The 22,265-nt window shown below is 64.1% G+C and carries 14 protein-coding genes; 5 read left to right on the top strand and 9 right to left on the bottom strand.

Going from position 1 to position 22,265, the window contains the following annotated elements; genetic code table 11:
• Positions 1 to 4: 4 nt before the first annotated feature.
• The 4 genes from Q1A85_RS03145 to Q1A85_RS03130 form a co-directional block, all read right to left on the bottom strand.
• Positions 5 to 232 (bottom strand): DUF2798 domain-containing protein, encoded by a 228-nt coding sequence (locus Q1A85_RS03145; protein WP_299684976.1) that lies wholly within the window; start codon positions 230 to 232, stop codon positions 5 to 7.
• Between the two features lie 79 nt (positions 233 to 311).
• On the bottom strand, positions 312 to 1,064 hold the full coding sequence (locus tag Q1A85_RS03140) for a TIM barrel protein (RefSeq protein WP_299684974.1): 753 nt from the start codon (positions 1,062 to 1,064) through the stop codon (positions 312 to 314).
• Between the two features lie 40 nt (positions 1,065 to 1,104).
• Positions 1,105 to 1,806: an SDR family NAD(P)-dependent oxidoreductase gene (locus Q1A85_RS03135; RefSeq protein WP_299684972.1), complete on the bottom strand. Its 702-nt coding sequence runs from the start codon at positions 1,804 to 1,806 to the stop codon at positions 1,105 to 1,107.
• A gap of 88 nt (positions 1,807 to 1,894) precedes the next feature.
• Positions 1,895 to 2,473, bottom strand: coding sequence for a DUF1285 domain-containing protein (locus Q1A85_RS03130; RefSeq protein WP_299684970.1), 579 nt, complete (start codon positions 2,471 to 2,473; stop codon positions 1,895 to 1,897).
• A gap of 71 nt (positions 2,474 to 2,544) precedes the next feature.
• Between Q1A85_RS03130 and Q1A85_RS03125 the strand changes: the two genes are divergently transcribed.
• From Q1A85_RS03125 to Q1A85_RS03110, 4 genes are read left to right on the top strand one after another with little or no spacing between them, the layout of a single operon-like run.
• Positions 2,545 to 3,552: a MoxR family ATPase gene (locus tag Q1A85_RS03125; RefSeq protein WP_299684968.1), complete on the top strand. Its 1,008-nt coding sequence runs from the start codon at positions 2,545 to 2,547 to the stop codon at positions 3,550 to 3,552.
• Entirely contained in the window at positions 3,549 to 4,430 is an 882-nt protein-coding gene (locus Q1A85_RS03120; protein ID WP_299684966.1) for a DUF58 domain-containing protein, read from the top strand. Before Q1A85_RS03125 ends, Q1A85_RS03120 begins: the two co-directional genes overlap by 4 nt.
• Positions 4,427 to 7,192, top strand: coding sequence for a DUF4159 domain-containing protein (locus Q1A85_RS03115; protein ID WP_299684964.1), 2,766 nt, complete (start codon positions 4,427 to 4,429; stop codon positions 7,190 to 7,192). Before Q1A85_RS03120 ends, Q1A85_RS03115 begins: the two co-directional genes overlap by 4 nt.
• Entirely contained in the window at positions 7,189 to 9,231 is a 2,043-nt protein-coding gene (locus Q1A85_RS03110) for a hypothetical protein (RefSeq protein WP_299684962.1), read from the top strand. The genes Q1A85_RS03115 and Q1A85_RS03110 overlap by 4 nt, the downstream gene beginning before the upstream one ends.
• Here Q1A85_RS03110 and pbpC read toward each other — a convergent pair.
• Together pbpC and Q1A85_RS03100 are read right to left on the bottom strand one after the other, a co-directional pair.
• Positions 9,228 to 11,219, bottom strand: a complete 1,992-nt coding sequence (gene pbpC / locus Q1A85_RS03105; RefSeq protein ID WP_299684960.1) for a penicillin-binding protein 1C — start codon at positions 11,217 to 11,219, stop codon at positions 9,228 to 9,230. The genes Q1A85_RS03110 and pbpC overlap by 4 nt on opposite strands.
• Before the next feature lie 2 nt (positions 11,220 to 11,221).
• The gene (locus Q1A85_RS03100) at positions 11,222 to 16,609 is read right to left on the bottom strand and encodes an alpha-2-macroglobulin family protein (RefSeq protein ID WP_299684958.1); all 5,388 of its coding nucleotides are present in this window, start codon (positions 16,607 to 16,609) and stop codon (positions 11,222 to 11,224) included.
• Between the two features lie 146 nt (positions 16,610 to 16,755).
• On the opposite strand from Q1A85_RS03100, the gene Q1A85_RS03095 reads away from it, so the two are divergent.
• Positions 16,756 to 18,987 carry a response regulator gene (locus Q1A85_RS03095; protein ID WP_299684956.1) on the top strand — a complete coding sequence of 744 codons (2,232 nt, stop codon included), beginning with the start codon at positions 16,756 to 16,758 and terminating at the stop codon, positions 18,985 to 18,987.
• Here Q1A85_RS03095 and yaaA read toward each other — a convergent pair.
• The 3 genes from yaaA to Q1A85_RS03080 all read right to left on the bottom strand — a co-directional run bounded on the left by yaaA (position 18,972) and on the right by Q1A85_RS03080 (position 22,194).
• Positions 18,972 to 19,745, bottom strand: coding sequence for a peroxide stress protein YaaA (yaaA, locus tag Q1A85_RS03090; protein ID WP_299684954.1), 774 nt, complete (start codon positions 19,743 to 19,745; stop codon positions 18,972 to 18,974). The genes Q1A85_RS03095 and yaaA overlap by 16 nt on opposite strands.
• 33 nt (positions 19,746 to 19,778) lie before the next feature.
• A complete protein-coding gene (gene recQ, locus Q1A85_RS03085) occupies positions 19,779 to 21,818 on the bottom strand; it encodes a DNA helicase RecQ (RefSeq protein WP_299684952.1) in 2,040 nt (679 codons plus the stop codon).
• Between the two features lie 91 nt (positions 21,819 to 21,909).
• Positions 21,910 to 22,194 carry a YggT family protein gene (locus Q1A85_RS03080; RefSeq protein ID WP_299684950.1) on the bottom strand — a complete coding sequence of 95 codons (285 nt, stop codon included), beginning with the start codon at positions 22,192 to 22,194 and terminating at the stop codon, positions 21,910 to 21,912.
• Between the last annotated feature and the right edge of the window lie 71 nt (positions 22,195 to 22,265).

Genomic DNA, 22,265 nt, shown 5'->3' with positions numbered 1-22,265 from the left:
CCGATCACTCCTCGATCGTGATCGCCGCCACGAGGCGGCGGGCAAAGGGCGCGACAACCAGCACGATGGGAAAGGCCACGGCCCAGCTTGGCAGCCATGCCCAGATCCATTCCCCCAGAAATCCGGGGATCATCCCCACCGCCAGATAGGTCGAAATCCCCGAGACAAGGAATGACATCATCCCGCTGAGAATGAGGCCAAAAACGATGTGGGCATATTTCTTGGGGATCATATCGCGGGTCTCCTGAGCGGTCTGTCGGCGCGATGATATCGGCGGGGGCGGGCCTGCAAAAGTGCGCCACCGCACAGCCTTATAGCCACCAGCCCAGACTGGCCTCCGTCCGGTCCCCGGCGTGATATTCCGCGCCGACCCAGCCGGTGTACCCGCTGGCATCAATGGCGGCGAACAGCGCGGCAAAATCAATCTCGCCCGTGCCCGGCACGGCGCGGTCCGGGCTGTCTCCGATCTGGATGTGTCGGATCATGTCCGCGTGGGCGGCAAAGCATCCCAGCGCGTCCCCGGTGATCATCTGCGCGTGATAGCTGTCATATTGGAGACCCAGGTTGGGCGCATTCACCGCCGCAATGATCTCCGCCGCCTGATCGTAACTGTTCAGATAGCCGCCGGGCCTGTCCTGCGGATTGATCGGCTCCAGCGTCACCGTCAGCCCATCCGGGAGCCCTTCGCAAGCGCGCCGCAAATTGGCCATCAACGTGGCCCGCGCCTCTGGGCCGGAGGCGTCACCGCATTGCACATGGACCAGCCCCGCCCCCAGCGCCTGCGCATATCGCGTGGCCCGACGCATATCATAGTCGAAACGCGCCTCACCCCCCGGAAGCGCCGCAAACCCGCGCGCGCCACCCGTATAGTTCGGTCCCGGTGCGTTCAGCAGGACGAACCGCAACCCGTTGCGGCGCAGCGCAGCCTGCGTCTCGGGCGCGGGGACGTCATAGGGTTGCAGAACCTCGACCGCGCCGAACCCGGCCTCAGCCGCCGCATCGAACCGGTCGAGATAGGGCAGTTCGGCCCAGAGATAGCTCAGATTGGCGGCAAATTGCGGCATGGCGCGACCCTAGCGTCCCGCCTGACCGGACGCCAGCCGGTCAGAATCGTTCCACCCAAGGGCGCAGCGCGATCTCGTTGGACCATGCCGACCGATGCTGGTCGATCAGACCCAGATAGGCGTCGGCAATGGCGTCCGGGTCCAGCATATTATCCGTGCCATCGTCAGTGCGTTCGGCCCGGGCCACATTTGATATACCACCGTCGATGTTGACCCACGCCACGTGCACGCCTTGTGGGTGTAATTCGCGCGCCATGCTTTGCGCGAGGCCACGTTGCGCGAATTTTCCCATGGCAAACGGGGCGGATTGGGCAAAGCCTTTGACCCCCGCCGACGCGCCAGTGAACAGGATCGTGCCGCGCGCACCGTCCACCGGGTCCTGCGCCAGCATCCGGCCCGCCGCTGCACGGCCCAGCAGGAATGACCCGAACGCCGTGACTTCGAGGGCGCGCCGCACCTCTTCGGGATCCAAATCGGCCACTGGTGCCCGCGCGCGGGCCGAAGGATTGTAGATGGCAACGTCTATGCGACCGTCGATACCGGCAAAGAGTGCGTCCATCGACGGCGCATCGCTGCCGTCCACCGCGACCGCCTGCGCCCCGGTCTCTGCCACCAGGTCGTCCAGTTTTGCGACGTTGCGCGCGCCCAAGACAACCGGGTGTCCCCGTTCGGCCAGTTTGCGCGCAAGAGACGCCGACAGGCCTCTGCCCGCGCCGATGATCACTGCGGTGCCCTGTGTCATGTGAATGCCCTCGCCTGCTGTGTCAGGCCTGCATCATGCCGTGGACACCGCCCGCGCCCAAGGGTTGCACGCGCACATGGCGTGTGCGTCAGCTGGGCAATTCTGAAGACGGGATGATGCCAAAGAATGCGCCACCCGACCAAACGCCAAACCATCCGTCATGATGAACGCCAAGATCGACAAGCCGGTAAAAGCTCTTGCGATCAATCAGCGCCTCAAGGTCCGCGCGGATCAGGATATAGGGCGACGGCTCACCACTTTTGGGGTCCCGCTCCACCCGGATGGGATGATCCGGCCCGGCCTTGGCCATATCGTCGACATGGGTCGTAAAGGTCAGGACCTGCGCCACGCCTTCGCCCTGCACCTCAAAGTCGATTGCGACAAACGGAGCGTCGTCGACCGTGATCCCCACCTTTTCCACAGGCGTCACGAGGAAATATTTGCCCCCCTCACGCTTGAGAATCGATGAGAACAGTTTGACCAATCCGGGTCGCCCAATCGGCGTACCCTGATAAAACCACGTCCCATCTCGGGCGATGCGCACGTCCAGATCACCGCAAAACGGCGGATTCCAGAGATGTACGGGCGGCAATCCGCGTGTTTTTGCAGCAGTGATCGACGCCACAAGGCCCTCGGCATCCGGTGTCACGGTTTTTTGTGCACTCATATCTTTTGCCATTCCATGCATTGGCCATAGGTTGGTACCCTAAAGCATATACCCCGGAAGAAAGAGAAGTCATGGCTGACGCAGAGGATCTTGTCGCGGACATCGAAGCACTCGGAGGCAAACTGTCCGAGGCCAAGGCATCGATCACCAATCGTTTCATCGGGCAGGAACGGGTGGTGGAACTGACATTGACCGCGCTGCTGTGCGGTGGGCACGGCCTGCTGATCGGTCTGCCCGGGCTGGGCAAGACGCGGCTGGTCGAAACTTTGTCCACCGTGATGGGCCTGCACGGCAACCGCATTCAGTTCACGCCGGACCTGATGCCTGCGGACATTCTGGGCTCCGAAGTGCTGGACACCGCCGAAGACGGCACGCGCGCGTTTCGTTTTGTACCCGGGCCGGTGTTCTGCCAGCTTTTGATGGCGGATGAAATCAACCGGGCCTCCCCCCGGACGCAGTCCGCGCTGTTGCAGGCGATGCAGGAAAAGACGGTGACCGTCGCCGGGCAAGACCGCCCGCTGGGTGTGCCGTTCCACGTGCTGGCCACGCAGAACCCGATCGAACAAGAGGGGACATACCCCCTGCCAGAGGCGCAGTTGGACCGGTTCCTTGTCCAGATCGACGTGCTCTACCCCGACCGCGCGACGGAACGGGACATTCTGGTGGCAACCACAGGCACCGAGGACGCGCAATCGACCCAAGTCTTTACAACAGAAGAACTGCTGGCCGCACAAACGCTGCTGCGCCGGATGCCGGTTGGTGAAAGCGTCGTCGAAATGATCCTTGATCTTGTGCGCGCCTTCCGCCCCGGAGAGGCAGACGCATCCGAAAAGGTCCGCGAAACCGTCGCGTGGGGCCCCGGCCCGCGCGCCGCGCAGGCGCTGATGCTGGCGGTGCGCGCCCGCGCGCTGCTGCAAGGGCGTCTGGCACCATCAGCCGAGGACGTGATTGATATGGCGCGCCCGGTGCTGAGCCACCGAATGGCCCTGAATTTTGCCGCACGGGCGCGGGGCGACAGCCTTGCCGACCTGATCGACGAAACCGCTGAGGGCCTCAGCCGCAAGGCTGCCGCCGCGTGATCACACCCACCACCCTCCGCGCGCAGGCTGAAACGCAGGCCGCGCGTCTGCCACCCCTGCTGGCCCGCGCCGAACATCTGGCCGGTGCCGTTCTGCTGGGCGATCACGGCCGCAGGCGCGCGGGGATGGGGGATGATTTCTGGCAGTACCGGCCCGCGCAAATCGGGGACAGCCGTCGGATGATCGACCACCGCCGCTCGGCCATGGGGGACGTGCAGTTTGTGCGCGAACGCGAATGGCAGATTGCGCAGTCGGTGATGCTGTGGGTCGATCAAGGGGCCGCGATGCGCTTTGCCTCTGCTCCCGATCTGCCGACCAAGGCGGACCGCGCGCGGGTGCTGAGCCTTGCCCTTGCCATTCTGCTGATCCGTGGGGGCGAACGTGTGGGCCTGACGGGCACGTCACTGCCGCCGCGGCGCGGCAATGCGCAGATACTGCGACTGGCCGAGATGTTCTCCGAAGACGCGATGGACGACTATGCCCCGCCGGAACACCGCGCCATGATCCCCCATGCCCGCGCCGTCTTTGTCTCGGATTTCATGGGTGACATCGAGGCCGTGAAACTGGCCCTGACCAAAGCCGCCGATCGAGGGGTGCGCGGTGTGCTCTACCACGTCCTTGACCCTGCCGAAGAGGCCTTCCCCTTTCGCGGGCGCACCATTTTCGAAAGCGTCGGTGGCACGCTGGAACATGAGACGCTGAAGGCGTCAGAGCTCAAGGATCGCTACCTGTCCCGCCTCGCCGCGCGCAAAGATGAATTGCAACGGCTGTGCAGCGTGGCGGGCTGGCAATATGGAATACACCACACCGGATCGTCGGCCCAGTCGGGCCTGCTGTGGCTGTGGCGGGCGTTGGATGGCGGGGTCGGACGGGCATGATGATCCTTGGCCCCATCGGCTTTGCCGCGCCCTGGTTGTTGCTGAGCCTGATTGTGTTGCCGATCCTGTGGCTGATCCTGCGCGCCATTCCTCCTGCCCCTTTGCGCCAACGCTTTCCGGGCGTGGCGCTGCTGCTTGGCCTGCAAGATGACGAGGCCGTGTCAGACCGGACGCCGTGGTGGCTGCTGCTTTTGCGGATGCTGGCCGTTGCGGCGATCATCATCGGGCTGGCTGGCCCTGTGCTAAACCCCGATGACAATGCGGAAACCTCTGACGGACCGCTTTTGGTGGCAATAGACGGCAGTTGGGCCGGGGCAAGCCGCTGGGCACAAGCCGTCGAAGCGATGGAGACAGAACTGCGCCGCGCCGGTGCAGCGGGGCGCGAAGTGGCGCTGCTGCACCTGTCCGATCCTGATGCGGCGACGTTTCAGGCGGCCAATGCGGGCGTCGCCCGTCTGGCCGGTCTCCAGCCGCAGCCGTGGCAACCCATATCCGTCGCGGATGTGACAGACGCGCTGCCCGACGGATCGTTTGAAACCGTTTGGTTCAGTGACGGGCTGGACTATGCCGCGCGTGCGGACATCCTTGCAACATTGCAGGACAGAGGCCCGGTGCGCGTGACGCAAACCGGTGCCAGCGTCGTCGCGTTGGCACCCGCGACGTATGAGGATGGCACCATACAGTTGACCGCGCGCCGCTCGGCCCCCGGACCGGAGCGGGGCGTGACCATCCTTGCGCAGGGGCGTGACCCTGCTGGCAATGCGGCGATCCTTGCGTCGGCCAACGCCGTGTTTGCGGAAGGCGCGACAGAGGCGGACACCGCGCTCGCCCTGCCCGCTGAATTGCGCGCGCGGATCACCCGGTTTGAAGTGCAGGCCACCCGCTCTGCCGGTGCCGTGACGCTGGTCGATGACAGCCTGCGCCGGCGCGAGGTCGCGCTGATTGCAGGGCGCGAAGGCCGCGAAGGTCTGGAACTGCTGTCACCGCTGCATTACCTTGAACGGGCGCTGGTCGAGACGGCGGATGTGCTGGACGGCAGCCTCAGCGATGTGCTGCCCGCCAATCCTGATGTGATCGTACTGGCCGATGTGGCCACCCTGTCCGATGGCGAGGCCGAAGGCATCACGGACTGGGTCGAAAATGGCGGTATGCTGGTCCGCTTTGCCGGCCCCCGCGTTGCAGCCAGCGACATTAGCCGCATGGACGAGGACCCGCTGATGCCTGTCCGTCTGCGGTCGGGCGGGCGCAGTGTCGGGGGCGCGATGAGCTGGGGTTCTCCCAAGACGCTTGCCCCTTTCCGCGAAAACTCGCCCTTCTTCGGTCTCGACGTGCGCGATGATGTGTCGATCACAGCGCAGGTCATGGCGCAGCCCGATCCCACATTGGCCGAACGTGTGATTGCCGAGTTGAGCGACGGCACACCGCTGGTCACGCGCAAGCGTATGGGGCAAGGGCAGATTGTCCTGTTCCACGTCACTGCGAACGCCGAATGGTCAACCTTGCCCCTGTCTGGTCTCTTTGTCGAAATGCTGGAGCGGCTGGCGATATCCTCCACATCCTCGCAACCTGTGGCCGAGGATCTGGAGGGGACGGTTTGGACCCCCGAGATTGTCATGGACGGCTTTGGCACCCTGCGTGACGCGGGCGCAATGCCCGGAGTGCCGGGGCCGCAACTGGTCACGGCGCCCGCTGGTCCGGACCTCTTGCCCGGTGTCTACACATCTGCCGACCGCAGCCTTGCGCGCAATGTGTTGACGGCAGATGCGACGCTGGTCGCGGCCAGTTGGCCTTTGGATGTGCCTGTGTCGGGGCTGACCAACCGCCCGCCGCAGCCCTTGGGTGGCCTGCTGCTGGCGCTGGCCATCGGGTTGTTGCTGGCGGACGTGGTCGCGTCGCTTGCCTTGTCGGGCCGGTTGACAGGCGGCTTGCGCGGCAGCCGCACGGCGTCGGTTGCGCTGGCGGTTGCGTTGGCATTCCCCGCCACCGACGGCTTTGCCCAACCCGCCGATGAGGGCACGCTGAGCGCCGCCGCCGAGGTGGTGTTGGCCCACGTGATCACCGGAAACCGACAACTGGACGAGGTGGCCGAGGCGGGGCTGCGCGGCCTGTCCGACACGCTGTTTTTCCGCACCTCGGTTGAGCCGTCTGACCCCGTTGGCGTAAACCTCGAAACGGACGAACTGGCGTTCTTTCCCATGATTTACTGGCCGATCACGCCGGATCAGCCGCGCCCTTCGCGGGAGGCCTATGCCAAACTGAACGATTATCTGCGGTCCGGCGGCCTCATCCTGTTTGACACGCGCGATGGCGACATCGCGGGCTTTGGTGCGGCCAGCCCAAATGGGCGCAAGTTGCGGGACCTTGCCGCACCGCTCGATATTCCCGCACTGGAGCCTGTGCCACGCGATCACGTTCTGACACGCACCTTCTACCTGCTACAGGATTTTCCCGGACGACACATGGACGGCGAAATCTGGGTCGAAGCGGCCCCGCCCGGGGCTGAACAGATCGAAGGGATGCCCTTTCGCAATCTCAATGACGGTGTGACGCCCGTGGTCATCGGCGGCAATGACTGGGCCGCCGCATGGGCTGTTACATCCTCGGGGCAAGCGATGCTGCCTGTGGGCCGGGGATTTGGCGGTGAGCGGCAGCGCGAACTGGCTTACCGCTTTGGCGTGAACCTCGTGATGCATGTGCTGACCGGCAATTACAAAAGCGATCAGGTCCACGTGCCTGCCTTGCTGGATCGGTTGGGCCAATGACCGGAACCGTCCTTTTTGACCCGCTGGTGCCTTGGCCCGTTCTGATTGTACTGGCTGTGCTGGTGCTGGGCGGTGTTGGCCTCGCGCTGATACGAGGGCTGAGTGGTTGGGCCTTGCGCGGGCTTGCCGGGCTCGTGGTGCTGGCCGCGCTCAGCGGACCGGCATTTCAGCAGGAGGACCGCGCACCCCTGACCGACATCGTGATTATCGCCGAAGACCAAAGCGCCAGCCAGCAATTGCCCGGACGCCCCGGCCAGACTGCAACAGCCGCTGACGCACTTGAGGCGACGCTGAATGCCCGCGACGGCGCAGAAGTGCGCAGGATCACCGTGCCCGACGGCGAAGAGGACGCAGGCACACGCCTGATGACCGCGCTGTCCGATGCGCTCGCAGAAGAGCCGCGCGCCCGTGTTGCCGGACTGATCGCGATCAGCGACGGACAGGTACACGACGCCGATCTGCCGTTGGACCTGCCTGCACCGCTGCACCTGCTGCTGACGGGACGAGAGACCGACTGGGACCGCCGCCTGATTGTCAAAAACGCCCCAGCCTTTGCCATCATCGGTGAGGCCGTGACCCTGACCCTCCGGATTGAGGACAGCGGAGCGGCCCCCACGGACACCGGTCTTGCACCGCTGGACATTTCGGTCGACGGGTCCGAACCGCAGCGGTTCAACGTGCGCATCGGCGAAGATGTGGAACTGCCAGTGACGCTGCCCCATGGCGGGCTGAACGTGATCCAGTTCACTGTGCCCGAAGCGGACGGCGAATTGACCGACCGCAACAACACCGCGCTGATTCAGATGAACGGCATCCGTGACCGCCTGCGGGTGCTGCTGGTGTCGGGTGAACCACATGCGGGTGGGCGAACATGGCGCAACCTGCTCAAGTCTGACAGTTCCGTCGACCTCGTCCATTTCACCATCCTGCGCCCCCCGGAAAAACAGGACGGCGTGCCCGTAGGAGAGCTGTCGCTGATCGCCTTTCCCACGCGGGAGCTGTTTCTGGAAAAGATCGACGATTTCGACCTGATCATCTTTGATCGCTATAAACGGCGCGGCATCCTGCCTGCGCTATACCTTGAAAACGTGGCGCGTTATATCCGTGATGGCGGAGCGGTTCTGGTGGCTGCCGGACCGGATTTCGCAAGTGCCGATAGCCTATATCGCTCGCCCTTGGGTGAGGTGATGCCAGCGCAGCCGTCGGCCCGCGTTCTCGAAGAAGCCTACCGCCCCGAAGTGTCGGAGATCGGCCAGCGCCATCCGGTCACCACCGGCTTGCCCAGTGCCGGTGACTGGGGCCGTTGGCTGCGCCAGATCGACGTGGAACCCCGCTCTGGCAAGACGGTGATGGAAGGGATTGACGAACGGCCCCTGCTGATCCTCGACCGGGTGGACGAGGGGCGCGTGGCGCTTTTGGCATCGGATCACGCATGGCTGTGGAACAGAGGTTACGAAGGTGGCGGGCCGCAGCTGGAATTGCTGCGCCGGCTCGCCCACTGGATGATGAAAGAACCGGAGCTTGAAGAAGAGGCGTTGACCGCCGTTGCCACCGGCCAGAACATGCGCATCGCAAGACGCACATTGGAAGAAAGCGTGCCGCCGGTCACGGTTACGGGACCGGATGGAACCATCACAACCCTCGACATGGTGCAGACCGCACCGGGCCTGTTCGAGACGGATTTCGAAGGTCCAGAGATCGGGCTTTACCGCCTTGCCAACGGAGACCAGGAGGCCGTGATCGGCCTTGGCCCCGCAGCGCCCAAGGAATTTGAGCAAACCATCGCCTCTGGCGACATCCTCGAAAACCGTGTGGCCGTCACACGCGGCGGGATCGTCCGCATCGAAGATGGCGTGCCGCGTCTGCGCAATGTGCGCGAGGGGCGGCCCGCGGCGGGGCGCGGCTGGATCGGGCTGACCCCGCGCGGGGCCTATGAGACGGTGGATGTGCGCCAGTCGGCACTGTTGCCGCCGTGGCTGGTGCTGCTGCTCGCCGCCGGGTGCATCACCGCAGCGTGGCTGCGCGAGGGCCGCCGCTAGGGGCGCGCCTGCACGGTCACATGCGCCGACTGGCCTTGCGCGTCGATCACCGAAATATCCGTGTAGCCCGGTCCGAGCCGCCCAAGGTCGATCTGACGACCACGTTGTCGCGTCTCGATTGGTTGCCCGTTCACCAAAACGGTGAGCGGCAGGCTGCCGCCGCGCACTTTGACCACCGTGTCCGGCGTCGCCAGCAATGCGCCGTCCGGGGGAAACGTGACCTCTGGCCCTGTGTCCCGCGCCGCGGTGGGTTCAAACCGGCGCAACCGACTGGGCAGTTCGCCTTGCGTCAGGATCAGCGTATCCGTCGGGGGGGGCGGCAACGGGGTATAGTCAGGCGTCAACCGGCCAAAGACCTCGAACAGAAGCGGCGCGGCGACGTCGCCACCAAAGGCCCCCGGCACCGGTGTTCCGTCTGGCCGCCCGATCCACACGCCCACCACATGGCGTCCGTCAAACCCCACAGCCCACGCGTCCCGGTGGCCATAAGACGTGCCCGTCTTGTACGCCAGCCCGGCGCGCGCCCCGGACGGGGGTGCGATGTTTGCCAATATGTCACCCACCTGCCACGCCGCGCGCGGCGCCAAGACTGTGGATCCTGACCGTGCGGCACCCGCCTGCACGTGCAAGGGCCGCGCCTGTCCCTGCTGCGCCATCCCGGCATAGAGCGTCACCAGATCATCAAGGCTGATCCCTACGCCGCCCAGTGCGACGGCCAGCCCCGGTGCCGCGTCGCCCGGCAGTTGCGGATTTGTGCCAAACGCGCGCATCGCGGCCATCAAGCGGTCCGGCCCCAAGGCTTCGGTCAGCGCCACCACGGGCACGTTCAGCGATTGTGCCAGCGCATCCCGCACCGCGATGTCACCGCGAAAGAAACCATCGAAGTTTTGCGGCGCGTAGCGGCCAAATTGCATCGGCTGATCCGCGATGACCGTCGATGGATGCGCCAACCCACGATCAAAGGCCAGCGCGTAGACCAGTGGTTTGAGTGTCGATCCCGGCGACCGCACGGCACGTGCCATATCAACAAAGCCAAGCCCGCCCGAGGCGTCGGAATACACAGGTGCGCCGAGCCGCGCCAGAACTTCGCCTGTCTGGTGGTCGGCGACCACGATCGCAGCGGACACGCGGGCAGGCATCCGCGCCACATGCGCGCGGGCCAGCGTTGCGATCTGGGATTGCAGCCCGCGGGACAGGGTTGTGTCGAACTGGCGTGCGTCCGGGTCAGCAGCGCGCAGCGCATCAGCCAGATGCGGGGCCTGCATTGGCACCGGCAGCATCGCGCGCGGCACGGGCGCATCGGTGGCGGCCTGCCCCAATCGCGCCAACACCCTGTCCCGCGCGGCGCGCGCCTGTTCCGGAAACCGGTCGGGCCTGCGTGTTTCAGGTGCTTGTGGCAAGGCGACCAGCAACGCCGCCTCGGACGGGGACAGGCGGCGTGGCTCTTTGCCGAACCACAGCAGGCTGGCGCTGCGCACCCCTTCGATCCGCCCGCCATAGGGGGCGTGTTGCAGATAGAGCCGCAGGATTCCGTCTTTGGTCAGACGACGCTCCAACGCCCATGCGACGCGCATCTGACGCAGTTTGCCCCGGACCGATCCCGTGGGTCCATTTTCCAAAAGCCGCGCCACCTGCATGGTCAGGGTCGACCCACCCGACACCACGTCCCTATGCCACAGCGCCTGCGCCACGGCGCGCCCCATCGCGCGGGCATCCACACCCGTATGCCGCCAAAACCGCTTGTCCTCATAGCGCACGAGCATGTCGACAAAGCCCGCGTCGACCTGATCGCCCCGCACCGCCAGCCTGACACGCCCGTTCTCCACATCAAAGGCGCGCAACATATGGCCGTCGCGATCCCGCATTTCCACTGAGGTTTCCGCCAGAACAGGCGGCAAATCCGTCCGGTCCACCCAGCGTGACCAGCCCGCATGACAGCCCATCACGGGCAGCACAGACGCGGCCAGCAGCGCCAGTGTCAGGCGCATGTTCACTCGCGGACCAAGGTCCGGCTCGTGCCGGTGATGGCGCGGTATTCGGGGCGGTACATATCCTCGACCCGTGCTGCCGGATGATGGAAATCCCCCGGACTGACCGCCCGTGCGACATAGGCCAGTTGGAAGGTCTCACTGCCGCGATGGTTCACAGCGGCAAGGAAGCGGTCGGTCCGAAATTCTGCATGTTCGGTGGTCGCCGGTTTGAGCCAGTCTAGCGCACGGATATCGCCGGAGCGCAGCAGGTTGGGATTGTCGATCTCGATCCCGGCAGGCAGTGGGTCGTCCACCATCAGACGCGCGCCAACCTCTTCGAATGGCGTGACGTCCAGCACGATGACCCGGCGTTCCCCCACCTGCCACGGCCCGTCCACCGGCGCCCCGTCCATGGTGAAACTGCGCCGTGTGATGGCATAGCCATACCCCCCCGCTTGCGGTGCCACGATGGGGACGCCGTAGGTGGTCAGCGTGAGGTCCTGCGCCGTGCCCGAGATGTTCTCGATCAGCGACGCGGTACCGCGCGCGCTGTGCGATCGCACCACTGGCCCGACGACCTGCGTGCCGTTCACAGCGAACAGTGCAGGGCCGCCCGGCGCACGCAGAGCTTGGGCCGCCATCACGATCTGCGCGGCCTCTTGTGTGGAATAGCTGCGGTTCTGCCCGGTGATCACACTTGCCAGCGCGGTGCGGTCCACCCGGTTGCTGCCCGCCTGTGCTGCGAGGTGCAGCACCCCCGCTGCGTCACGCACAGGGGTGCCGAAATCGGCACGCCAGCGCGGGCCATCCGGTGATGGGGACAGCGCCATGTCCTGCGCCAGCCCGAACATCTTGTCGGCGCGGGCCTGTTCACCATATTGCGCCAGTGCCGCACCCATCTGAGCGCGTGCCAGCGGCGTGGCAAAGGCGGTCGATTTGGTATCCACGTAGTACCGCAAGTCGCCAATCCGCGCGGCCCCTTCGCGGGCCAGCACCAGCAACGCATAAGCAAGGTCCTGACCGCCGCTGTCGAAATCTGGTGCGTAATTGACGCGGTTGCGCAGGTTGTCCAGCGCCAGCGTCATCGCGTGATCCGGCACAGCATATCCCGCCATCCGGGCCTGACTGAGGAAATCTGTGACATAGGCGTCAAGCCAGAATTCCCCCGCCTGTGCCCGCCACATGCCAAAGGCGCCGCTGCTGGCCTGTCGGGTCAGAACGCGGGCAATTGCATCGTTGATCCGCATGTCGATGTCATCCAGCCCGGCACCTGTCGCAAGGTCGGACGCATAGAGCAGCGGCAATGCGGCAGATGTCACCTGTTCGGTGCAGCCGTAGGGATAGCGGTCAAGCTGGCGCAGCAGCCCCGGCATATCAAAGCGCGACAAGGGACCGGCGGCCACCGTAACCTCCGCCCCGTCGGGACGCAGATCAGCAAAAAGGTTGTCGTCCAGCGTCAGTGCTGCACCTGCCGCAAGGGTCAGCCTGCGCGTGATAGCGATGGTCGGATCGTTGGACCGGACGCCCAATGTCAATGCCTTGCGCAACGTGGTCCCGTCTGGTGTCGTCAAGACGGCTGTGATGGAGTGATCCCCCACCGCGTTGGCGCGGATCGGTAAGGCGACGCGCAGCGTGCCGCTTTGGGCAATGTCGATTTGCGCGGGTGCCTGTCCGACACTGATGCCCGATGCGGTGACGCTCAGGTCCATCTGACCGGCTTGGCCTGCCGCATGAACGAATTCCAGTTGCACCCGGCTTTGATCACCCGGCGCCATGAACCGCGGAAGGGCGGCAGAGATGACCACGGGGTCGCGGGCGACCACCTCGGTCTGTGCCTGACCGACACCTTGCGCAGACCACGCCACCGCCATCAGGCGAATGGTGCCGTTGAACGCGGGGCGCGGGATGGGGATTGTCGCCGTGCCGTCCGGGCCAAGGCGGACCGGACCAGAAAACGCTGCCATGACCGCTTCGGTCGGGGGCGGACCTTGCCGCGCCATACCCGCCGCCGCGTCGCCGCCGGACCGGATGGTGCCCAACGCGCCACTGCTGGAATCGATCAACCGTCCGTACAGATCGCGGAGATCGACGCCCAGACGCCGCTGACCAAAGTAGTGGCCTTGCGGATCAGGCGCTTCGAACCCGGTGAGGTTGAGGATGCCGACATCGACCGCTGCCAGCGTCACATATCCCTGCACGCTGCCCAAACCGTCCACGCGAACGGTCACCTCGGTGTTTCCCGCCTGACCATCCGTGGTGGTCGGGGCGTCCAACGTAACGGCCAGCGCCTTTGAACCTGGATCAATCGCGGCGTGGGCGATGCCCAGTGCCCGCGACGGACCAAAGGCGTCTTGCGCCGTACCGCGCAGGATTGAGGCGGCGACATAGGCACCAGTGCCCCAATCCGGGGTCACGTCCAACATCACCGTGTTTTCCCCCGCGACAACCGGCACCGTACGCCGTTCGATCACATCGGAAGCCAGCACAGACACCAGTGCGGTCCCGTCAAACGGTGCATCGATGCGCAATGTGGCTATGTCACCCGGCGCATAGGCCGCCGCATTCAGGGCCACCAGCGCACGGTCGGGTGTGTCACTGCTGTCCGATGCCCCGTACCACCCGGCGGAAAACCCAAAAGAGCTGGCAGTATAGAGGCCGTCCGCACGCGCCACGACAAACTCGTAGTCGCCCCAGTCAGTGGGGACAGACACTTGCACGGGCTGGTCCGACAGGGTCACGTCACCTTGGGCGACACGGGTGCGGGTGGTGACCGGCTCCCAGTTCCAGTTGCCATAAAGCTGATACCACTGATACCGCGTCTCGACCCGGTTCACGGTCCACGTCGCGGGCATCGGCTGTGCCGCGCCCGCCGCAATCAGATCAAACTGCGCCTCCGCGCCTTCGGGGAGGACATCGTCAAAGGCAGGACGAATGCCGATCACCGGACCTGCCGGAGCGACCGGACGGGTCACTGTGCGCTCGACCGGGCGGCCCGCCCCATCGGAGACCCGCAGGGTCACGGCGGCTTGCAACAGGACACCTTCGGCCTCGATCTCAGGCCAGTTCAGTGGCACTTGCGCCAAACCATTTGCGTCAGTGCGCAGGCTGGGCAGCGCCGACTGTCGGGCCGAGAATGCCGCATCGTGGCGTCCAAAACGGTAGCCCGGTTTGTCAGCCAGCGTGTCACGGCGGGTCAGGCGCAAGTCGCCCTCCACGGCCAGATCGGCACCGGGCGCGCCAAAGAGATATCGCGCTTCGGCACGGATGGGCGATGCGACCCCCAAGGTCAGCGGGCCCCCGGGCAGATCAAGGGACACATCGATCCGTTCGGGCACAAAATCTTCGACCAGCAGCGTCTGACTGGCAAGTGCAGGCGCGTTCAGGTCGCTCTTGACCTCGACCCGCCACGTGCCGCGCGGGACAGCATGGCCCAACGGCAGGGAAAACACGTGGCCACCGGCCATGTCCGCGTCGCTCAATACGCGGCTATATTCGACCCCATCGGGCCGGAACAGGATGGCCGTCACCGGCAGGCCCGTCAGGGCCATCGTCTGGGCATCACGGGCAAGGGTGGTCACATGCACCGTGCCCCCGGGACGGTAGGCACCCCGGTCGGTCGTCAGAAACAGATCAATGGGTGGGGCCGGTGGCCGCCCTTCAACCCCGCGATCGGACAGATCAAAGGCCGGGCCGGTCAGCGGCAGGAACACAAAATCCTCTCCTGCGCGCACCTGCACCATCGCCGGTGCGGCTGCGCCACGACCCCGCGTGACCCCTGCCGGAAAGGTCACATATCCGTCGGCGTCGGTCCGTGTTGTGGCCAATACAGCGTTGGCACGGGACACCAGCGTTACGTCCGCTCCGGCCACAGCGCTCGCATCGCCAAGCGCGCGTACGGCGGCGGTCATTCCGTCATTGCCTTGCCACGTGGTGATCCCAAGATCCGACAGGACAAACCATTGCGTTGCCGAGGCCTGACTGTATGGATCACTGCCCGGCACACGCGCGGACAGCACATAGATGCCCGCAGGCTGGCCGCCCAACGCCTCTGACAGGGGCAGGCGCGTGCGGGTTTCGACGTTCAAGTCACCCAGCACTGCGCCGGTGCCACGCCAAACCTCTTCGCCCATCGACGCTTTGAACTCGCGTTCCTGCCACTGTGACAGCGGGCGCCCGAACACATCCTCACGCAGGGCGCGCACCAGATTACGGTCACTCACCCGCGACAGGACAAGCTCAACCTCATCGAGGTTCACAGTTTCCACAGGAAGCGCGACATCACCACCGCGCGCCAGAACATAGGCACGTCCGGGAAACCGAACGGCTGGCGCACGGTCGCGCACATAGATCGACAGTTGCACGTCGCGGGCCAGCACCTCGCCGCTTTGGGCGGGCAGACCCTGGCGCAGGGTGATCTGATACCGGGTGCCGTGGCGGGCCCCGTCCAGACACAGCTGCACCCCATCCGCCTGTGCCACCAGATCCGCTTCACCCGCCGTCACATAGGGATCGTAGTCAAAGCCCGCCTTGATCAGCGGTTCGGAAAAGGTCGCACAGATGCGCGGGTTGGCGGCATCGTTATCGACCGTGTGGTCGGTAGTGCGAAAGCCGTATTTGCCAATGGCCTTGTCCAGCATATCAGACGTGCTGTCGCGCGGCTGGATGGCCTGCGCCAGACGCAATGGCGCGATCATGTCGCGGCCTCGGCGGGTCGCCTCGTAGGCCAATGCCAACTCGATGAGAGCGGTTGCTTGCCCACCTTCGGATTGTGCCCGGAGGTAGCCGTTCAGCGCCGCAGGCACAGCCTCGTTCCGCGCGCGCCGCCGTTGCGCAGACGTCACTGTGTCGCCCAGTCTTCGGGCATGGTCTGCGTAGCGCGTCCAAAGGTCCGGCGCGTCCGTGAGTGCCACAGCACCGCCAACCCAACGCAGGGCCGCTGCCCGGTCACCGCGCTGCCATGCCGCGTCAGCGGCGGCGATCAGATCATCAACGGTTGCAGACCCGACCGGATAGCGCGCGCCCATGGATTGCGCCATGACCCGCGCTGCATTCAGGTCCCTGTCACCCGGCGCCAGCGCCGCGGCGCGCGCGGCCGCACCTTGTACAATCCGGGCAGGTGTTTCGACCCGTGTCGCGGATATCGCCCCGACATAGGGTTCGCGCGCGTTGACAGCTGATTTCGGGAAACAGGCATTGGAACGGGTGTTGAACGTGAAGGCAACGCATTGGTCATCTGCGCTGCACGCCCGCTGGCACGCCTCTTGGGTCGTATCAAAGAGGTTCGCCCGATCCGCCCCATAGAAATCCACATCGCGGGAAAAGACATAGCGGCGGTCCGGCACCGCGTTCTGCGCGGCGACCCCGGTTGCGAGCGTCAAAACGGTAGCAAAATAGGCAATCAGGCGCATCACCCGTCTCCAATCACTGTGTCGGTAATGTCGCAAGCCTGCCACGGCCCGCTCTGCCAGCGCAACGGATAAGCTGTCCCGGCATTAAGCCATTGTTCACCGGGATCGTGACATATCTCGACCAAAGTGAATTGGCGGAGCGGGTCATGAGCCTGGCAAACAAGCTGGCTGAAGAACGGCGCGGGCGGCTCGCGGCAGAGCGGCTCTTGGAACTTAAGCAGGCGGAGCTGTCGGCAGCCAATCGGAAGCTGGGCCGCCATGCGGCTGCGTTACAGGGTGAAATCGTCGAAACCCGGGCCGAAGTGGCCAATGTCCGCACTGAAAACGAACGCGTCCGCAGCGAATTGGGGCAGGCCAACCAAAAGGTTGAGGTGGCCGAACGCCGGCTGTGGCACTCGGTTCAGACGATCACCGATGGATTTGCCATTTTCAATTCCGACAATGAAATGGTTGCGGCGAATGCCAGCTATCTCGCCGTGTTCGACAATCTGGACGTGGTCCGGCCCGGCGTGAACTACATCACGATCCTACAGGTTCTCACGGACGAAGGGATTGTAAACACAGGTAATCTTGCACCGGATGACTGGCGGCAGATGATGGTGGAACGGTGGATGCAATCTGCACCCGAACCGATCACGATCCGGCTGTGGAATGATCAATACATCCGACTCGTGGACAGGCGCGGACAGGCGGGCGACATCGTCTCGCTTGGTCTGAACATCACCGAATCTGTTGAGCACGAAAAACAGCTCAAGGCCGCGCGGGCACAGGCAGAGGCGGCAAGCCGCGCCAAATCCGCCTTCCTCGCCAACATGAGCCACGAGATCAGGACGCCGATGAACGGGGTTGTCGGCATGGCGGAACTGCTCGCCGACACGGGCCTGTCCGAGGAACAGCAGCTATATGTGGATACGATCCGAAACTCGGGCGAGGCGCTGCTCGTCATCATCAATGACGTGCTCGACTATTCCAAGATCGAGGCGCAAAAACTGCAACTGCATCCCGAACCCTTCGATCTGGAGCGCAGCATTCACGAAGTGATCATGCTGCTGCAACCCTCTGCGCGGGACAAAGGGCTGACATTGCTGGTGGATTACGACCTGTTCCTGCCCACAACTTTTGTCGGCGATCCGGGGCGGATCAGGCAGGTTCTGACCAACCTGATGGGCAACGCGGTCAAATTCACGCAGGACGGGCACGTTCTGGTCCGCGTCATCGGTGTACCGGATGCCGATACGGGTGAGGCGCAAGTGACCATCACGATTGAAGATACCGGCATCGGCATCCCCGAGGACAAGATCGAGCACATTTTTGGTGAGTTCAATCAGGTCGAAAATGACCGCAACCGACAGTTCGATGGCACCGGCCTTGGCCTTGCGATTTCGCAGCGGCTGGTGTCGCTGATGAAGGGTGAGGTCTGGGTGACCAGTGAGGACGGTGTCGGGTCCTGTTTTGGCTTTCGCGTGCCGCTGACAATGAGCGATGAGGTGCTACCCGCGCATCCACCTGTTCCGGACGGATTGCGTCGGGTGCTGGTGGTGGATGATCTGTCAGCAAACCGGCTGATCCTTGAACGCCAGCTGGAGCAGTTGGGCCTTGGCGTCATCTGTTGCGCCAACGGCGCTGACGCTCTGCGGCATCTGGACGAGGTGGACCTTGTCCTGACCGATCACAACATGCCCGAAATGGACGGGTTGGAACTGGCCGAAGCGATCCATGCATCGGGCAGCACCGTGCCGGTATTGTTGCTGACCTCGAACCCGACATTTGCGGCAAACGATCCGGGTGCCCAGCACCTCTTCGGAATTGCGCAAAAACCGGTGCCCCGGGCCGAACTGTTTTCACGGCTGCAAAGCGTTGGCCCAATCGTGGCACCGGACGCCCCTGACACCGCCGCACCCGCAGAACCGCCTGTCGTCGAGGAAGTACAGGTACAGGTGCCCGACACGCCACGCCTGATGCGCGTGCTGGCCGCCGAAGACAACAAGACAAACCAGCTTGTCTTTACCAAGATGATCAAGGACGCCAAAATTGATCTCAAATTTGCGGCCAATGGGCTGGAAGCGGTGGAACTGTTCCAGAGCTTTGCGCCCGATCTCGTTTTCATGGACATCTCCATGCCCAAGATGGACGGCAAACAAGCCACCGCCGAAATCCGGTCCATTGAGGCCGAACATGGCGGTCACGTGCCCATCGTCGCGATGACGGCCCATGCAATGGAAGGGGACGATCAGGGGATTCTGGCCGCCGGCATCGACCACTACCTGACAAAACCGCTGCGCAAGGCCGAAATCCACAAGCGTCTGTCAGCCGCCTGTCCGGATGCGGTCACACACCCCTTTGCACAGAAAGAAAGCGCGGATCACGCGGTCGGATAAGGACGGACAAAGACAAGGCGCGCATCGTCGGACAGTGCGGGCTGATACGCGTAGCCATCTGTATCAAACGACCTAACACCCTCCACATCCACCACCCGATTGTCGAGGATATGTCGCGCCATCGCCCCCCGGGCGCGCTTGGCAAAAAAGCTGACGATCTTGGGACCCTGCCCTTTGTCTTCCATAAAGACGGGCGTGATGACCTGCGGCCTGAGCGCCTTTTCCGGGACCGCACCAAAATATTCCTGACTGGCGCAGTTGACGATCATACCCGTGCCCACATCCTCGGCCTGCGCGTTCAGAGCCTTTGACAGATCGGTCCGCCAATAGTCATAAAGCGACGCGCCCCGCCGTGTTTTCAAGCGGCTGCCCATCTCCAGCCGGTAGGGCTGAATGGCATCAAGCGGCCGCAGCAGACCGTAAAGTCCCGACAGAATGCGCAACCGATCCTGCGCATAGGCAACCGTTTCCGCGTCCATCGTCGCGGCATCCAACCCCTGATACGTGTCACCGGCAAACGCATAGAGTGCAGGGCGCGTCACCTCCTGTGACGGCGTATCGGAAAAGGCCTGAAACCGATCACGGTTCAGGCGGGCGAGATCATCACTCAGATCCATAAGCGCCTTGAGCTTGCCAAGGGTCAGGTTGCGCGCCGTCTTGGCAAGACGCGCGGCGTCCTCCTGCATGGCAGGTGCCGTCATTGCGACGTCCCTGTCGCTCCAGTCCAGCCGCTTGGCCGGTGAGATCACCACCAACATATCCCTGCCCCTTTTGCCTGTCGTCCCGCTGATCTAGCCCGCAGCACGGAGCACGTCCAGAAACGCGCCACCAAACCGTTCCGCCTTGCGATCACCCAGCACCCGTTCCAGCGCCGCAGCGTCCGGACGGTGCAATTGCGCGACCTTGGCCAATTGTGATGCCGAACAGCTGAGCGGTTTTTGCGTGCCATCTGAGCCGCGCGCCAGATCGGCCTGCACGGCGAGCAGTTGGTCATAGATCGTTCCCGCCTCGCGCCCGGCGAGCTTGGCGCGGGTTGGATGCAGGTCCTCGGACGCGCCGGTGATCACCTCGAGGAAGGTCGCGCCATAATTCTGCAACTTCTTCGACCCGATCCCGCTGATCCCCGCCATGTCATCCAGCGTCGCAGGACGCCGTTCGGCCATTTCGATCAACGTGCGGTCCGGGAAAATCACATAGGCCGGCACCTTGGACGCCTCGGCCAGCGCCCGGCGCTTGGCTTTGAGCGCGGACAACAGCGGCGCGTCTTCCTCGGACACCAGCGTCTTGATCGCAGGACGGCGCGGTGCCCCTTTGATCGTGTCGCGGCGCAGGGTGATCTGCGCCTCGCCCTTGAGGATCGGGCGGGCCCGTTCCGTCATGCGCAGCGCGCCGTGACGTTCGGGATCGGGACGCATCAGGTCATGTCCCATCATCTGCCGGAAAATCGCCTGCCATTCGGGTTTGGAATAGTCCTTGCCGACGCCAAAGGTTGGCAGGTCCTTGTGGCCGCGCTGGCGCACCTTGTCCGTATCGTTGCCCAGCAGAATATCGATCAAATGGCCCGACCCGAACCATTCCGCCGTGCGCAGGGCCGCCGACAATGCCTTGCGGACAGCGGTCGTGCCATCAAAGAGTTTGGGCGGGCTATCGCACAGGTCACATTTGCCGCAACTGACTGCATCTTCGCCAAAATAGCCAAGCAGGGTTTTGCGGCGGCATTCCAGCGCCTCGGCCAATCCCAGCAATGCGTTAAGCCGCGCATGATCCGCCATGCGGCGTTCAGGCGGGGCCAGCCCTTCGTCGATTTGCGAGCGGCGGAGTTTGATGTCTTCGGGACCGTATAGCGTCAGGGTTTCGGCGGGCGCGCCATCGCGGCCCGCACGCCCGATTTCCTGATAATAGGCTTCGATGGATTTGGGCAGGTCTGCGTGGGCAACCCAGCGTATATCAGGTTTGTCGACCCCCATGCCAAAGGCAACTGTGGCGGCGACAATCAGACCGTCCTCCTGCTGGAATTTGCGTTCGGCGATGCGGCGGTCTTCGGGGTCCATGCCGCCATGGTAGTGGATTGCGGCGTGTCCGGCCTCGCGCAGGCCTTGGGCAAGGGTTTCCGTTTTTGCGCGGGTGCCACAATAGACGATGCCCGACTGCCCCTTACGCGCGGCGGCAAAGTTCAGAATTTGCGCCCTCGGGCCATTCTTGGCCGCAAAGGCAAGGTGGATATTGGGCCGGTCGAAACCGCGCAGGAAGGTGCGCGGGATCTGCCCATCGAACAGTTTTTCGATGATCTCCGCTTGGGTTTCCGCATCAGCAGTCGCTGTGAACGCCGCCAACGGCACATCGAGGGCCGCACGCAATGCGCCTATGCGCAGATAATCGGGGCGGAAATCGTGGCCCCATTGGCTGACGCAATGCGCCTCGTCCACGGCGATCAGGCTGACACCGATCCGGCGCAACATCCCGATAGAGGACCCGGCCGCCAACCGTTCCGGCGCGATGTAAAGGAGCTTGAGCCTGCGCGCCTCCAGTGCCTCCCACACGGCGTCGGTTTCCTCGGGCGTGTTCCCGGATGTCAAAGCACCGGCGGCGACCCCGGCGGCCTGCAACGCACGCACCTGATCACGCATCAGTGCAATCAGCGGTGAAATGACCACCGTGACCCCATCCCGCATCAGCGCAGGCAGTTGAAAACACAAAGATTTCCCGCCGCCTGTCGGCATGATGGCAAGTGCGTTTTCGCCAGCGGCAACCGCATCGACGATCTCTTCCTGTCCGGGGCGGAAATCATCGAATCCAAAGACGTCGTGCAACAGCGTGGCAGCGCTGGCCATGGCGGAAACCCTATAAAATTTTATATGTCTGCTCGTTTGAATACAGACTCACATTTTAAGGGCTCGTAAACAAGTCCCCGAACGCGCCGGATCAGCGCAATCCAAAGATCGCAGGCAGGATGATCGAACGGATCGCAATCAGGATCACAAAGGCGACCAGTGGTGCCAAATCCAACGGGTGCGTATCCGGCATATACCGGCGGATCGGTCGGTAGATGGGTTCCAGCAGCTTGTTCAACCCGGTCCAAATCTGGCTCACCAGCGGCTGGTTCATATTCAGCACCTGAAAACTGATCAGCCAGCTCATGATGATGTGGATGATCATGATCCAATAGACCACGCCCAGCACCAGTTGAAGCAGTTGATAAATGACCATGGCCTGTTCCTTTGCGGTGTTTGGTTAGTGGTAGGGCGCACCGCGATGTGGCGCAAGGTCACATTGGACCG

Source organism: uncultured Tateyamaria sp., assembly GCF_947503385.1.
GTDB lineage: Bacteria > Pseudomonadota > Alphaproteobacteria > Rhodobacterales > Rhodobacteraceae > Tateyamaria.
This window is presented reverse-complemented; position numbering and strand designations above follow the sequence as displayed.